Genomic DNA, 13,688 nt, shown 5'->3' with positions numbered 1-13,688 from the left:
CCCAAGATTGCCCGCAAGCAAATCGCTACACTGCGCCGATACCGCGTGCCGGACGCACGTGTGAGTCAACGATCAGCGGGATGCAGGAGAAAGGCGTGCTCAAGAAACTGGGAATCAAAGGTCGCGTGTTGCTGCTGACCCTGTTGCCGACCAGCCTGATGGCACTGGTGCTGGGCGGGTATTTCACCTGGACGCAGCAGTCCGACCTGCAAGCCCAATTGATGCAGCGCGGCGAAATGATCGCCGAGCAACTGGCCCCGCTGGTAGCACCGGCCATGGGCCACGGCGATGCCGAACTGCTCGAGCGCATCGCCACTCAGTCCCTCGAACAACCGGACGTGCGCGCCGTGACCTTCCTCGCGCCCGACCGCTCTCCCCTCGCCCACGCCGGCCCGACCATGCTCAATCAGGCGCCGAGCGGCGACAGCGCGCACTTGCTGCGGCGCAGCGGCAACGATGCCACGCGCTATCTGCTGCCGGTTTTCGGCAAACACCGCAACCTCGCCGGCGAACTGATCCCGCAAGAGTCCGACCGCCTGCTCGGCTGGGTCGAACTGGAGCTGTCGCACAACGGCATGCTGTTGCGCGGCTATCGAAGCCTGTTCGCCAGCCTGCTGCTGATCGGCGCGGGTCTGGCCGGCGCCGCGTTGCTGGCCTTGCGCATGGGCCGCACGATCAACCGCCCGCTGAGCCAGATCAAACAGGCCGTCGCCCAGCTCAAGGACGGTCACCTGGAAACCCGTCTGCCACCGCTGGGCAGTCAGGAACTGGATGAACTGGCGTCCGGCATCAACCGCATGGCCGGCACCCTGCAAAACGCCCGCGAAGAATTGCAGCACAGCGTCGACCAAGCCACCGAAGACGTGCGCCAGAACCTGGAAACCATCGAGATCCAGAACATCGAGCTGGACCTGGCCCGCAAGGAAGCGCTGGAAGCGAGCCGGATCAAATCCGAATTCCTCGCCAACATGAGTCACGAGATCCGCACACCGCTCAACGGCATTCTCGGTTTCACCCACCTGTTGCAGAAAAGCGAGCTGACCCCGCGCCAGCTCGACTACCTGGGCACCATCGAAAAGTCCGCCGACAGCCTGCTGGGGATCATCAACGAGATCCTCGATTTCTCGAAGATCGAGGCTGGCAAACTGGTGCTCGACCATATCCCGTTCAACCTGCGCGACCTGTTGCAGGACACCCTGACCATCCTCGCCCCCGCTGCTCACGCCAAGCAGCTGGAACTGGTGAGTCTGGTGTACCGCGACACGCCGTTGTCGCTGGTCGGCGATCCGCTGCGGCTCAAGCAGATCCTGACGAATCTGGTGAGCAATGCGATCAAGTTCACCCGCGAAGGCACCATCGTCGCCCGCGCCATGCTCGAAGAAGAAAACGACGACAGCGTGCAGTTGCGCATCAGCATTCAGGACACCGGCATCGGTTTGTCGAACGAGGACGTGCGCGCGTTGTTTCAGGCGTTCAGCCAGGCGGACAACTCGCTGTCGCGCCAGCCCGGCGGCACCGGTCTGGGGCTGGTGATTTCCAAGCGTCTGATCGAGCAGATGGGCGGCGAGATCGGCGTCGACAGCACGCCGGGGGAAGGCTCGGAATTCTGGATCAGCCTGAACCTGCCCAAGACCCGCGACGACGCCGAAGACCTGCCTTCCGCGCCACTGCTCGGGCGCCGGGTGGCGGTGCTGGAAAACCACGAACTGGCGCGTCAGGCCCTGCAGCATCAACTGGAAGACTGCGGCCTCGATGTCACGCCGTTCAATACCCTGGAAAGCCTGACCAATGGCGTTACCGGCGCCCATCAAACCGATCAGGCCATTGATCTGGCGGTGCTCGGCATCACCAGTAACGATATGCCGCCGGAACGCCTCAACCAGCACATCTGGGACCTTGAGCACCTCGGTTGCCGGGTGCTGGTGTTGTGCCCGACCACCGAACTGACGCTGTATCACCTTTCGGTGCCCAACCCTCACAGCCAGCTGCAATCGAAACCGGCCTGCACCCGCAAACTGCGCCGGGCCTTGTCGGACATGGTCAACCCGCGCCAGCCGCGCAGCGAACCGGGCGAACCGTTGTCGAGCCGCGCGCCGAAAGTGCTGTGCGTCGACGACAACCCGGCCAACCTGTTGCTGGTGCAAACGCTGCTCGAAGACATGGGCGCCAAGGTGCTGGCCGTGGAAAGCGGTTACGCCGCGGTCAAGGCAGTACAGAACGAAACCTTCGATCTGGTGCTGATGGACGTGCAGATGCCCGGCATGGACGGACGCCAGAGCACCGAAACCATTCGCCAGTGGGAAAGCGAGCGGCACTGCACGCCGCTGCCGATCGTCGCCCTCACCGCCCACGCCATGGCCAATGAAAAACGCGCGCTGCTGCAAAGCGGCATGGACGACTACCTGACCAAGCCGATCAGCGAGCGGCAACTGGCGCAAGTCGTGCTGAAGTGGACGGGCCTGGCGTTGCGCAATCAGGCGCCGGACCGTGGCGGCGAAAGCCTGCTGGGCAATCAGGAATTGCCAATTCTCGATCACGAAGAAGGTTTGCGCCTGGCTGCCGGCAAGGCGGATCTGGCGGCGGACATGCTGGCGATGCTGCTGGCTTCGCTCGAGGCCGACCGCGAAGCCATCCGCACCGCCCGCGACAGTCAGGATCAGAACAGTCTGCTCGAACGGGTGCACCGTCTGCACGGCGCCACCCGTTACTGCGGTGTGCCGCAATTGCGCGCCGCCTGCCAGCGCAGCGAAACCCTGCTCAAGCAGCAGGACCCCAAGGCATCGACTGCGCTGGACGAGCTGGAGCGGGCAATCAATCGCCTGGCGGCCCAGGCGAAGATCAGCGCCTGATCCACGGCAATGCCGGTCAACGTCGACGCAGCTAAAGTTGTCGCGGGTGATTTGCGCCCGCGTCGATGCTCCAGGAGGATTTCATGCGCACGATCGTTTTCAGCAGCCAGACCTACGACCGCGACAGTTTCCTCGCCGCCGACTGCCCGGCCGGGATCGAACTGCACTTTCAGCCAGCCCGGCTCAGTCTCGATACCGCAGCGCTGGCCGAACATCACGAAGTAGTCTGCGCGTTCATCAACGATGACCTCAGCGCCCCGGTGCTGGAGCGTCTGGCGGCGGGCGGCACTCGCCTGATCGCCTTGCGTTCGGCCGGCTACAACCATGTGGATCTGGCCGTCGCCAAACGTCTGGGGCTGGCCGTCGTGCGCGTACCGGCCTACTCGCCCCATGCGGTGGCCGAACATGCGGTGGCGTTGATCCTCGCCCTCAACCGGCGCTTGCATCGCGCCTACAACCGCACCCGCGAAGGTGATTTCAGCCTGCACGGGCTCACCGGTTTCGATCTGGTGGGCAAAACCGTCGGCATCGTCGGCACCGGACAGATCGGCGCGACCTTCGCGAAGATCATGCACGGCTTCGGCTGCGAATTGCTGGCCTACGACCCTTACCCGAACCCTGCCGTCGAAGCGTTGGGCGCGCGCTACCTCAGCCTGCCGGACCTGCTGGCGCAAGCACGGATCATCAGCCTGCACTGCCCGCTCAACGAACAGAGCAAACACCTGATCAACCGCGATTCGCTGGCGCACATGCAACCGGGGGCGATGCTGATCAACACCGGGCGCGGCGGTCTGGTGGACACGCCGGCGCTGATCGACGCCCTGAAGGACGGCCAGCTCGGTTATCTGGGACTGGATGTGTATGAAGAGGAGGCGCAGCTGTTCTTCGAAGATCGCTCCGATCTGCCGCTACAGGACGACGTGCTGGCGCGGCTGCTGACGTTCCCGAATGTGATCGTCACCGCGCATCAGGCATTCCTGACCCATGAGGCGCTGGGCGCGATTGCCGCGACCACCTTGCACAACATCGCGACCTGGGCGGCGGGTACGCCGCAGAACCAGGTCGAAGGCTGAACGATCAGACTCAGACCGGAGGCGGCGTCGGGGTAATCGCCACGCACAGGATCAACAGCGCCAGCCAGCCGAACCCCAGCAAACGTTGCTTGAGGGAGTGGCCGCTGCGCAGCAGGAACCAGACAAACACCAGCGGCATCAGAAACGCCATGATTTTCAGCCAGCCTTCCACCGGGCGCGAACCGTCCGGGTTCAACACCGGTTCGACAGGCTGCGAACGACGGCGTCGCCCCGCCGCGGCCGGCATGATCTTCGGCCGCTCGGGAGCCGGCGGCGGAACGAAGGCCTCGGGCACGGCCTTGTTACGCGGCAGGCTGCCAAAGGAAATCGTCGACGCGCCCTTTTCGGCGTGAGGAGCCTGTGCATCTGCCAGTGGAGCCCCGCAATGAATGCACGCCGTGGCTTCTGAGCTGATGCTCCGCTTGCATTCATAACATTCGATCAGCGCCATGTTCCGTTCCTTGAAAATGAAGGCGGCAGTTTGCCACGACTGCGGTGTCGATTTGAACCGGATCGAAGGTCGCACGCGCGCATCATTCTGCAATCAAGCCCGTGCTAGCATGTCGCGCATATTTGGAGGACCCATGGTCGAACACGATTTCCGCTACACCCTGATGAACCCGCAACATACCCTCACCGAATGCCGCGCCCTGGTTCCGGGCCGCTATCAGGTCACCGGCAACGGTGGCTCGATCCGCATCGGCGACGTGCTGGTCGTGACCCTCAAAGGCAGCAAGGACTTGTCCATGCGCCTGACCGTCGACACCGTCCGCCACCTGATCAACCCGCCGGGTCAATGGACTGCCATGACCACCGGCCCGGTGTTCGGTGAACTGGCGATCCACACCTGGCAGGTCAACTGCGACAGCTGCGCCAAGGAGCTGAGCTTCGAATTCGCCGTGGACGCCAAGCTCGGCAAACCTGCGGAAAAACCGGCCGCCACGGCACGTATTGCGGAGCTGGGCTGGAAAGCCGTCGGCGACAAGCACCTGTGCCCGAAATGCCAGGAGCCGGCGTGATGAAACACCTGGCCCTGACCGCCGTTGTCGGCGCCGGCCTGATGGGTTGCGCCGCGGAACCTGTGCAACTGCAACAGAACCGCAGCTACATTCTGGAATGGATCGGCGAGCGTCCGCTGATGGACTACAGCCACCTGACAGTGACCCTCGGCGATGATGGCCGGGCGTACGGTAATGGCGGCTGCAACCACTGGTTCGCGCCGTACACTCTGGAAGGCGACAAGCTGAGCTTCGGCAAGATCGGCAAAACCCGCAAACTGTGTGCCCCGGCGCTGATGGAGCAGGAGCAACGCTTCCTCCAGGCCCTGGAACACGTGGAACGCTGGGATATCTCGCCGATCGAGCAGATGCGCTTCTGGCCGGCTGAAGGCAAGCCGTTGCGCTGGTGGCTGGAAGAAGGTTGATGCTTTAGATCGCCAAGCCCCTCACCCTAACCCTCCCGAAACGTCGGACCGCCCAAAGGGAGAGGGGACTGATTGGGGGATATTGGAGAGATACGCCGACCTGAAAGACCTTCACCGAATCCATAACCAACCGGATTCCGCTCTGACGAATCTTCAGTCGACCTGATCCTCCAGGTCGATGCAAATCGCCAGACACCTCGGTCGGCCCCCTCTCCCTTCGGGAGAGGGCTGGGGTGAGGGATGCTTTTTAGCGGCAACTCAATTTGTAGCCTGCAACGCCTCAAGCTTCGCCATCACCCCCGCCGCCGTCTGCTCGCCCATCAACTGTTCCCGCACCTTGCCCTTGTTGTCGATGATGTAAGTCACCGGCAAGGCTTCACTGCGCGGCAGTTCGAACAATTCCGCCGGGTCCTGCGCCAGCACGGTGAACTTGATGCCCAGCTTCTCGCTGGCGCTCTTCAGCTCTTCACCCTGCACGTTGTCGAAATTGACCCCGAACACGCCGATCTTCTTGCCCTTGAGTTCGTCCGCCAGGTGATTGAGTTCCGGGATTTCCGTGCGGCACGGGCCGCACCATTCGGCCCAGTAATTGAGCACGACCCATTGTTTGTCGAGGCGCTCGGACGCCACTTTCTGCCCGTTCTGGTCGATGCCGTAGTCGTTACCGCAGCCCCCCAGCATCAACGCCCCGATGATCGTCAATGCCGCTGCCAGTGCCCGTGTCATGTCGTGTTCCTTGTGAAAAATTGAATGCGCCTGCGACCCATCGCCTCCCAAGGTTCTGGATTGCGCGCTGCACAGTTAGAATAGCCGCCACTCTACGCAAGAAGCGACCCGCCCATGACCGATCTGACGCTTTATCACAACCCGCGCTGCTCGAAATCCCGCGGTGCGCTCGAACTGCTCGAAGCCCGTGGCCTGACGCCGACCGTGGTGCGCTACCTCGAAACCCCGCTGGACGCCGCGCAGATCAAGGCCTTGCTCGGCAAGCTGGGCATCAGCGCACGGCAACTGCTGCGCACCGGCGAAGACGAGTACAAGACCTTGAATCTGGCCGATGCCAGTCTCACCGAGAAACAATTGATTGAAGCGATCGCGGCCCATCCGAAGTTGATGGAGCGACCGATTCTTGAGGCCGGCGACAAAGCCGTCATCGGTCGTCCACCGGAGCAGATCCTGGAGCTGCTGCCGTGAGTGCGCCGTACATTATGGTTCTGTATTACAGCCGCAGCGGCTCGACCAACGAGATGGCCCGGCAGATTGCCCGTGGTGTCGAGCAGGCCGGCCTCGAAGCGCGCCTGCGCACCGTGCCGGCGATCTCCACCGAGTGCGAAGCCGTGGCGCCGGACATTCCGGATGAAGGCGCGCTGTACGCCACATTGGATGACCTGAAGAACTGCGCCGGCCTGGCCCTCGGCAGCCCGACCCGTTTCGGGAACATGGCCGCGCCGCTCAAGTACTTCCTCGACGGCACCAGCAACCTGTGGCTGACCGGCGCGCTGGTCGGCAAGCCGGCCGGAGTGTTCACGTCCACCGCCAGCCTGCACGGCGGTCAGGAAACCACCCTGCTGTCGATGATGCTGCCGCTGCTGCACCACGGCATGCTGATCACCGGCCTGCCCTACAGCGAATCGGCGCTGCTGGAAACCCAGGGCGGCGGCACGCCGTACGGCGCCAGCCATCACGCCGGGGCCGACGGTAAAAGCGGTCTCGATCAGCACGAAGTGACGCTGTGCCGCGCCCTCGGCGCACGTCTGGCCAAGACGGCCCGGAAACTGGGGAACTGAGATGGCCAGAAAGACGAAAGTCCTGCCCGCCGTCGAGTGGCTGGAGCCGCGGGTGCGGGCGATGCGGGTGATCAGTCTGCTTTGCTTTTTCGGCCTGGCCGGACTGCTCGCCGCTTATTACCTGATGTTCGCCGACCTGCACGGCGCGCGGCCGTGGGTGATTCTGCTGATCGAGCTGATCCCGTGGATCGTGCTCGCACCGGGCATGATCATGGGCAGCGCACGCGGGCATTCATGGATGTGCTTTGTGGTGAATCTGTATTTCATCAAAGGCGCACTGGCCGCGTATGACCCGAGCCGGCAGCTGTTCGGTGTGCTGGAGATGATCGCCAGTCTGGCGGTGTTTTGCTCGGCACTGCTGTATGTGCGGTGGCGGTATCAGTTGAATCGCAAACTGGCGGGCGAAGGCGAAGTCTCCGTCGCCTGACTGCTCGCCAGATCGCCGAGTTCACCGAGTCTGCCGGGATCGTTCCCACGCTCTGCGTGGGAATGCCGCCCGGGACGCTCTGCGTCCCTGAGACGCGGAGCGTCTCTTTATGCATTCCCACGCGGACGGTTCGACGCCTCGACGTGGGAACGATCGCTTTGAACTCAATGGTTGACGGTGTAAGCCAGCATCATCGAGATCTGGCTCATCGGCCGTCCACCGCTTTCTTCATGCCACTGGTTGAACGCATTCTGCACCGTCGCCAGATCCCGCAGACTGCTCGGCACCTTGTCGACGATCTTCTGTGCATTCAACGCCGCGACCACGTCGTAGCTCGGCACAAAGGTATCCTTGCCAACCATCCGCAAGAACCGTGGCGCCGACAGCCCGCCCAATTGATGACCGTGCTTTTTCAGGTAGGTCCACAAACCGACGATATCGGTCACCGGCCAGTCGGCGAGCAACGCACCGAAACTGCCCTTCTCTTTCTCGACGTCCAGAATGAACTGCGCATTGCGCGGCACGCTCTTGAGCTTGCCCAGGTGACGGATGATCCGCGCATCCTGCATCAGCCGCTCAAGGTGTTCGGCGCTCATCAGCACGACCTTTTCCGGGGCGAACTTGAAGAACACTTCCTCGAAGGCCGGCCACTTGGCATCCACCAGGCTGTGCTTGAGCCCGGCGCGAAACACCCGCAGGGCCATGGTCGAAAGATAACGGTCGTCGCTGATCTTGCGCAGTTGCGCCGGGGTCTTGGGAACGGGCAGATGGGCTTCCAGTTCAGCCGCCGAACCGAAGCGGTTCAGACAGTATTCGTGCAGCCACTTGTAGTCGCGCATGCCCTCTCCTAAAAAATGAATTGAAAACGGCGCCCGCGAGCGCCGTTTCTTTCGAGCGATCAGATCACTTACAGGTTCACCACATTGACGAAACGCGAAGCCGCCGTCTCGTCGATCTTCAGGCTGGTGAAATCAAACAGGTTACGGTCAGCCAGTTGCGACGGGATCACGTTCTGCAGGCTGCGGAAGATGCTTTCGGTACGGCCCGGGGTCTTGCGCTCCCAGTCCACCAGCATTTCCTTGACCACCTGACGCTGCAGGTTTTCCTGGGAACCGCAGAGGTTGCACGGGATGATCGGGAATTGCTTGAAGTCCGAGTAGGCCTGGATGTCTTTCTCGTTGCAGTAGGCCAGCGGACGGATGACCACGTTGCGGCCGTCGTCGGCGCGCAGCTTCGGCGGCATGGCCTTGAGGCTGCCGTTGAAGAACATGTTGAGGAAGAACGTCTCTACGATGTCGTCGCGGTGATGACCGAGGGCCATTTTGGTCGCGCCGATTTCGTCGGCGAAGGTGTACAGCGTGCCGCGACGCAGGCGCGAGCACAGCGAGCAGGTGGTCTTGCCTTCCGGGATCAGCTCCTTGACCACCGAGTAGGTGTCCTTCTCGACGATGTGGTACTCGATGCCCAGCTCTTTCAGGTAGGCCGGCAGCACGTGCTCGGGGAAACCCGGCTGCTTCTGGTCCATGTTCACGGCGACGATCTCGAACTTGATCGGTGCAACCTTCTGCAGGTGCATCAGCACGTCGAGCATGGTGTAGCTGTCCTTGCCCCCGGACAGGCAGACCATGACCTTGTCGCCGTCTTCGATCATGTTGAAGTCGGTGACGGCTTCGCCGGCCAGGCGGCGCAGGCGCTTTTGCAGTTTGTTCTGGTTGACCGTAAGAGTGCCCATGACGCGAAATCCGTGAGGTGTGACGAAAGGCGGGCATTTTACGCAAAAACACTTGGCTTGTGGCCACAGGTTGTCGCCCCTCAAGTGCCTGCTTACACAGACCCCGACGCGATTACCCCGCGGTTTTACAGCGCGATTTGCTCTAAGCCCCCATCACCTGTGCGGTTAAGACCTTTCTATACTGCGACATAAGGTCGCACACAATCTGAAGACCTGTATTTGCTCGGCCGCATTGGCCCGTAGGCGCTCCGCTGGGGGGCGATGGCAATAACGAGAGGAGTGACTGGCATGATCCATCACGTAGTGGGACTTTTTACCCACCCCGATCAGGAATGGAAGGAAATCCGTGGCGACCAGGAAGAAAGCATCAGCCACATGTACCTGACGCACACGCTGATTCTGGCGGCGATCCCCGCTGTTTCGGCATTTATCGGCACGACTCAGGTCGGCTGGGTGATCGGCAACCGCGCACCGGTGATGCTCACCGTCGAAAGCGCGTTGTGGATGACGATCATGTCTTACCTGGCAATGCTCGGCGGAGTCGCGGTCATGGGTGCCTTCGTGCACTGGATGGCCCGCACCTATGACGCCAACCCGAGCCTGGCCCGTTGCGTGGCATTTGCCACCTACACCGCGACACCGTTGTTCGTCGGCGGGCTGGCGGCGCTCTATCCACACATGTGGCTGGGGATGATCGTCGGCACGGCGGCCATCTGCTACACGGTTTACCTTTTGTATGTGGGGCTGCCGACCTTCATGAACATTCCGTCCGACGAGGGTTTCCTGTTTTCCAGCTCGGTGCTGGCGGTGGGTCTGGTGGTGCTGGTCGCCATCATGGCGTTTACCGTGATTGTCTGGGGTCTGGGCGTGGGGCCTGTCTACACCAATTAACGACCGGTTCCTCCCGAGAAGAACAAGATCCGCCAACACAGGCCGCCGCAAGGCGGCCTTCTCATGCCTGGAATGAACGTCGCGACCATTCGGCAGTTTGGCGATACGCAACGCCGAAAGGTTGCGGCATACTCCAAATCTCTGGAGATCCATCAAGCATGCCCGAGCAACTCAATACCCGCGTCGAAGACTGTTTCCAACTCGCTGAATCCTTTTTCAAACGTCCCTTCAAACGCCCCGTGGTGAGCCTCAAGCTGCGCGGGCAAAAAGCCGGGGTCGCGCATCTGCACGAGAACCTGCTGCGCTTCAATCCGCAGCTGTACCGGGAAAACACCGAACATTTCCTCAAGCAGACCGTGGCCCACGAAGTCGCGCACCTGATCGCCCATCAACTGTTCGGCGACCGCATCCAGCCCCACGGCGAGGAGTGGCAACTGATCATGCGCGGCGTTTACGAATTGCCGCCGGACCGCTGCCATACCTATGAAGTCAAACGCCGCAGCGTGACCCGCTACATCTATAAATGCCCGTGTGCCGATAGCGATTTTCCGTTTTCGGCGCAGCGCCATAGCCTGGTCAGGCAGGGTCGGCGCTATCTGTGCCGGCGCTGTCGCAACACATTGGTGTTCAGTGGCGAGATGCGGGTCGAGTAACCCACGAGCTACGCGATGACTTTCGCGGCGCGTAATTCGGCAATCCGCTCAGGACTCAACCCCAACTCCGTCAACACCTGATCTGTATGCTGCCCCAGCGCTGCCCCCACATGCCGCGGCGCCGGCAACGCCTCGGAAAACTTCAGCGGACAGGCGATCTGCGCCTGCACCGTGCCATCACCGCGGGGCACCTGGGTCACCAGTTCCCGCGCCTGCAATTGCGGATGCTGCACCGCCTCGCCCAGGTTCAACACCGGCTCGACGCAGGCATCGATCCCGGCGAACAGCTCGCACAGTTCGGCAAAGTCATGCTTCTCGAACTCGACCTTCAAGGCGTCCTTGAGCGCCCGCTGCTGCTCGGGTTTGGGCGACAAGCCCTGCGCCGCCAGTTCCGGCCGGCCCAGCGCCGCACACAGTTGCTGCATGAAGGCCGGTTCCAGACTGCCCACCGACATCCAGCGCCCGTCGCGGGAGCGGTAGTAATCGTAGAAGCTGCCGCCATTGAGCATCTGATCCTCCCAGCCCGGCTCCTCGCCGCAGGCCAGATACCCGGCACCGGCCATGGCGTTCAGGCTGAACGCGCAATCGGTCATGCTCACATCCAGATGGGTGCCCTGCCCGGTCTGCTGGCGGGAAATCACCGCCGCCAACAAGCCGATCACCCCGTGCAGCGAGCCGCCGGCGACATCCGCCACCTGCATGCCCAGCGGCAACGGCCCGCTGTCGGCGCGGCCGGTGTAGCTGGAGAGCCCGGCCAGCGCCAAATAGTTGATGTCGTGGCCGGCGCGATCCTTGTACGGTCCGGTCTGGCCGTAACCGGTGATCGACACATAAATCAGCTTCGGATTGATCGCCTTCAGCGCCTCGTAACCCAGCCCCAGCCGCTCCATCACACCGGGGCGAAACTGTTCCAGCACGATGTCGTAATTCACCAGCAACTGCTTCACCAGCTCCAACGCCTCGGGCTGCTTGAGGTCCAGCGCCAGGCTGCGCTTGTTGCGGTTGAGATAAGCGTGACTGGCCGAGACGCCGTGATCGTGAGGCGGCAACACCCGCACCAAGTCGAGGCGGGTCGGCGATTCGATGCGCAGCACTTCGGCGCCCATATCCGCCAGCAGCAGCGAGGCAAACGGCCCCGGCAGCAGGGTCGAGAAATCCAGAATCTTCAGTGAGGCCAGCGGTGCAGACATGGGCAATCTCCATCAACGATGCATGCAGCCTAGGCAGCCATCGGCGATGGGGCAATTACCGGATCCATCAGTCGCGCTGACCGTTGCGCTCAAACAGCAGGCAAGAAAAAACCCGCCGAAGCGGGTTTTTCCATTCAAGCGATGCTTACTTCACATTGCTCGGGGTCGGGCCTTCGGCCACGCCCAGGTCATCTTCCTCACGCTCGTCGGAGATACCACGACCGCCCGAGGCCAGCTCGGATTGCAGCACATCGGTGTCCAGCTCCTTGACCCACTTGGCCACGACGATGGTGGCTACGGCGTTACCGACCAGGTTGGTCAGGGCGCGGGCTTCGGACATGAAGCGGTCGATACCGAGGATCAGTGCCAGACCGGCCACCGGCAGGTGACCTACCGCCGACAGGGTGGCCGCCAGTACGATGAAGCCCGAACCGGTCACACCGGCTGCGCCTTTGGAGGACAGCAGCAACACTACCAGCAGAGTGATCTGGTGAGTGATGTCCATGTGGGTGTCGGTCGCCTGAGCGATGAACACGGCCGCCATGGTCAGGTAGATCGCGGTGCCGTCGAGGTTGAACGAGTAGCCGGTCGGGATCACCAGACCTACCACCGATTTCTTCGCGCCCAGACGCTCCATCTTGATCAGCATGCGTGGCAGTACCGATTCCGAAGAGGAAGTACCCAGCACGATCAGCAGCTCTTCACGGATGTAGCGGATCATCTTCAGCACGCTGAAGCCGTGCATGCGGGCGATACCGCCGAGCACGATCAGGATGAACGCCAGGCAGGTGATGTAGAAGCAGATCATCAGTTGACCCAGCTGCACCAGCGAGCCGACGCCGTAGGCACCGATGGTGAACGCCATCGCACCGAAGGCACCGATTGGCGCGAGCTTCATGATCATGTTGATGATGTTGAACATCACGTGGGCGAAGCGATCGATGAAGTCCAGGATCGGCTTGCCGTAGGCACCCAGGCGATGCAGGGCGAAACCGAAGATCACCGAGAACATCAGCACTTGCAGAATGTCACCGGTGGCGAACGCGCCGACGATAGTGGTCGGGATCACGTTGAGCAGGAAGCCGACAACGCTCTGGTCTGCGCCTTGAGCAACATAGGTCGCGACTTTCGAGGCATCGAGGGTGCTGACGTCGATGTGCATCCCGTTGCCCGGTTGCACGATGTTGACCACGATCAGGCCGACCAGCAGGGCGATGGTCGAAACGATTTCGAAGTACAGGAGTGCGTAACCGCCGGTCTTGCCGACCGATTTCATGTTCTGCATGCCGGCGATGCCGCTGACCACGGTGCAGAAGATGATCGGGGCGATGATCATTTTGATCAGTTTGATGAACCCGTCACCCAGCGGCTTTACGGCCACGCCGAACTGCGGGTAGTAGTGGCCGAGCGCAATACCGATACAGATTGCGACGATCACCTGGAAATACAGGGATTTGTACAGTGGCTGACGAGTCGTCATTGCAAAGTTCCTCAAGAGTCCCGCGTGGCAACATCCATCTGTTGAACGCGAAACCTGAATTGCGAACCCTCCTGCACTGGAGGGATTTGTTGTGTCGAACGGCGCTTTCCGGACCGGCTCGGCGCACGCTTCTGTCGCTCTTATCGCAAACGTCGTGCCACTTTGGTGCAAATCGCTGCAAGC

At 62.0% G+C, this 13,688-nt stretch carries 15 protein-coding genes; 9 read left to right on the top strand and 6 right to left on the bottom strand.

The window, feature by feature from the left end:
- Positions 1 to 95 precede the first annotated feature (95 nt).
- Positions 96 to 2,849: a response regulator gene (locus tag AC07XZ_RS23900; protein WP_102688172.1), complete on the top strand. Its 2,754-nt coding sequence runs from the start codon at positions 96 to 98 to the stop codon at positions 2,847 to 2,849.
- A gap of 83 nt (positions 2,850 to 2,932) precedes the next feature.
- Positions 2,933 to 3,922, top strand: a complete 990-nt coding sequence (locus AC07XZ_RS23895; RefSeq protein ID WP_102688138.1) for a 2-hydroxyacid dehydrogenase — start codon at positions 2,933 to 2,935, stop codon at positions 3,920 to 3,922.
- A 10-nt stretch (positions 3,923 to 3,932) separates the two neighbouring features.
- Here AC07XZ_RS23895 and AC07XZ_RS23890 read toward each other — a convergent pair whose 3' ends face one another.
- Positions 3,933 to 4,373 carry a hypothetical protein gene (locus AC07XZ_RS23890; RefSeq protein ID WP_085607393.1) on the bottom strand — a complete coding sequence of 147 codons (441 nt, stop codon included), beginning with the start codon at positions 4,371 to 4,373 and terminating at the stop codon, positions 3,933 to 3,935.
- 133 nt (positions 4,374 to 4,506) lie between these two features.
- On the opposite strand from AC07XZ_RS23890, the gene AC07XZ_RS23885 reads away from it, so the two are divergent.
- Together AC07XZ_RS23885 and AC07XZ_RS23880 are read left to right on the top strand one after the other, a co-directional pair.
- Complete coding sequence (locus AC07XZ_RS23885; protein ID WP_007957770.1) at positions 4,507 to 4,941, top strand: hypothetical protein; 435 nt, start codon at positions 4,507 to 4,509, stop codon at positions 4,939 to 4,941.
- A complete protein-coding gene (locus AC07XZ_RS23880; RefSeq protein WP_039772881.1) occupies positions 4,941 to 5,345 on the top strand; it encodes an META domain-containing protein in 405 nt (134 codons plus the stop codon). Before AC07XZ_RS23885 ends, AC07XZ_RS23880 begins: the two co-directional genes overlap by 1 nt.
- Positions 5,346 to 5,603: 258 nt before the next feature.
- On the opposite strand, the gene AC07XZ_RS23875 is transcribed toward AC07XZ_RS23880, so the two are convergent.
- Positions 5,604 to 6,071: a TlpA disulfide reductase family protein gene (locus AC07XZ_RS23875; protein WP_102688139.1), complete on the bottom strand. Its 468-nt coding sequence runs from the start codon at positions 6,069 to 6,071 to the stop codon at positions 5,604 to 5,606.
- Positions 6,072 to 6,185: 114 nt separating this feature from the next.
- Between AC07XZ_RS23875 and arsC the strand changes: the two genes are divergently transcribed.
- The 3 genes from arsC to AC07XZ_RS23860 are packed head-to-tail and all read left to right on the top strand — an operon-like array spanning position 6,186 to position 7,559.
- Positions 6,186 to 6,539, top strand: coding sequence for an arsenate reductase (glutaredoxin) (gene arsC, locus AC07XZ_RS23870; RefSeq protein ID WP_064383567.1), 354 nt, complete (start codon positions 6,186 to 6,188; stop codon positions 6,537 to 6,539).
- Entirely contained in the window at positions 6,536 to 7,132 is a 597-nt protein-coding gene (gene wrbA / locus AC07XZ_RS23865; protein WP_102688140.1) for an NAD(P)H:quinone oxidoreductase, read from the top strand. The genes arsC and wrbA overlap by 4 nt, the downstream gene beginning before the upstream one ends.
- 1 nt (position 7,133) lies before the next feature.
- Positions 7,134 to 7,559, top strand: a complete 426-nt coding sequence (locus tag AC07XZ_RS23860; protein ID WP_102688141.1) for a DUF2069 domain-containing protein — start codon at positions 7,134 to 7,136, stop codon at positions 7,557 to 7,559.
- A gap of 164 nt (positions 7,560 to 7,723) precedes the next feature.
- On the opposite strand, the gene AC07XZ_RS23855 is transcribed toward AC07XZ_RS23860, so the two are convergent.
- Entirely contained in the window at positions 7,724 to 8,398 is a 675-nt protein-coding gene (locus tag AC07XZ_RS23855; RefSeq protein WP_102688142.1) for a DNA-3-methyladenine glycosylase I, read from the bottom strand.
- 68 nt (positions 8,399 to 8,466) lie between these two features.
- Positions 8,467 to 9,291 (bottom strand): tRNA 2-thiocytidine(32) synthetase TtcA, encoded by an 825-nt coding sequence (ttcA, locus tag AC07XZ_RS23850; RefSeq protein WP_064598661.1) that lies wholly within the window; start codon positions 9,289 to 9,291, stop codon positions 8,467 to 8,469.
- Positions 9,292 to 9,579: 288 nt separating this feature from the next.
- Between ttcA and AC07XZ_RS23845 the strand changes: the two genes are divergently transcribed.
- Together AC07XZ_RS23845 and AC07XZ_RS23840 are read left to right on the top strand one after the other, a co-directional pair.
- Positions 9,580 to 10,182, top strand: coding sequence for a Yip1 family protein (locus tag AC07XZ_RS23845; RefSeq protein WP_007957761.1), 603 nt, complete (start codon positions 9,580 to 9,582; stop codon positions 10,180 to 10,182).
- 158 nt (positions 10,183 to 10,340) lie between these two features.
- A complete protein-coding gene (locus AC07XZ_RS23840; RefSeq protein ID WP_007957760.1) occupies positions 10,341 to 10,835 on the top strand; it encodes a SprT family zinc-dependent metalloprotease in 495 nt (164 codons plus the stop codon).
- Between the two features lie 8 nt (positions 10,836 to 10,843).
- Here the strand turns inward: AC07XZ_RS23840 and AC07XZ_RS23835 are convergent, their stop codons facing one another.
- Positions 10,844 to 12,025 (bottom strand): CaiB/BaiF CoA transferase family protein, encoded by a 1,182-nt coding sequence (locus tag AC07XZ_RS23835; RefSeq protein ID WP_102688143.1) that lies wholly within the window; start codon positions 12,023 to 12,025, stop codon positions 10,844 to 10,846.
- Between the two features lie 145 nt (positions 12,026 to 12,170).
- On the bottom strand, positions 12,171 to 13,505 hold the full coding sequence (locus tag AC07XZ_RS23830; RefSeq protein ID WP_064383574.1) for a dicarboxylate/amino acid:cation symporter: 1,335 nt from the start codon (positions 13,503 to 13,505) through the stop codon (positions 12,171 to 12,173).
- Positions 13,506 to 13,688 lie beyond the last annotated feature (183 nt).

This window comes from Pseudomonas sp. GW458-11-26-14-LB4 (assembly GCF_059423925.1).
This window is presented reverse-complemented; position numbering and strand designations above follow the sequence as displayed.

Excerpts from the sequence above, each read along its gene's own strand:
- AC07XZ_RS23895 (WP_102688138.1), top strand. The coding sequence starts at position 2,933 with ATGCGCACGATCGTTTTCAGCAGCCAGACCTACGACCGCGACAGTTTC.
- AC07XZ_RS23890 (WP_085607393.1), bottom strand. The coding sequence starts at position 4,373 with ATGGCGCTGATCGAATGTTATGAATGCAAGCGGAGCATCAGCTCAGAA.
- AC07XZ_RS23885 (WP_007957770.1), top strand. The coding sequence starts at position 4,507 with ATGGTCGAACACGATTTCCGCTACACCCTGATGAACCCGCAACATACC.
- AC07XZ_RS23880 (WP_039772881.1), top strand. The coding sequence starts at position 4,941 with ATGAAACACCTGGCCCTGACCGCCGTTGTCGGCGCCGGCCTGATGGGT.
- AC07XZ_RS23875 (WP_102688139.1), bottom strand. The coding sequence starts at position 6,071 with ATGACACGGGCACTGGCAGCGGCATTGACGATCATCGGGGCGTTGATG.
- arsC (WP_064383567.1), top strand. The coding sequence starts at position 6,186 with ATGACCGATCTGACGCTTTATCACAACCCGCGCTGCTCGAAATCCCGC.
- AC07XZ_RS23860 (WP_102688141.1), top strand. The coding sequence starts at position 7,134 with ATGGCCAGAAAGACGAAAGTCCTGCCCGCCGTCGAGTGGCTGGAGCCG.
- AC07XZ_RS23855 (WP_102688142.1), bottom strand. The coding sequence starts at position 8,398 with ATGCGCGACTACAAGTGGCTGCACGAATACTGTCTGAACCGCTTCGGT.
- ttcA (WP_064598661.1), bottom strand. The coding sequence starts at position 9,291 with ATGGGCACTCTTACGGTCAACCAGAACAAACTGCAAAAGCGCCTGCGC.
- AC07XZ_RS23845 (WP_007957761.1), top strand. The coding sequence starts at position 9,580 with ATGATCCATCACGTAGTGGGACTTTTTACCCACCCCGATCAGGAATGG.
- AC07XZ_RS23840 (WP_007957760.1), top strand. The coding sequence starts at position 10,341 with ATGCCCGAGCAACTCAATACCCGCGTCGAAGACTGTTTCCAACTCGCT.
- AC07XZ_RS23835 (WP_102688143.1), bottom strand. The coding sequence starts at position 12,025 with ATGTCTGCACCGCTGGCCTCACTGAAGATTCTGGATTTCTCGACCCTG.
- AC07XZ_RS23830 (WP_064383574.1), bottom strand. The coding sequence starts at position 13,505 with ATGACGACTCGTCAGCCACTGTACAAATCCCTGTATTTCCAGGTGATC.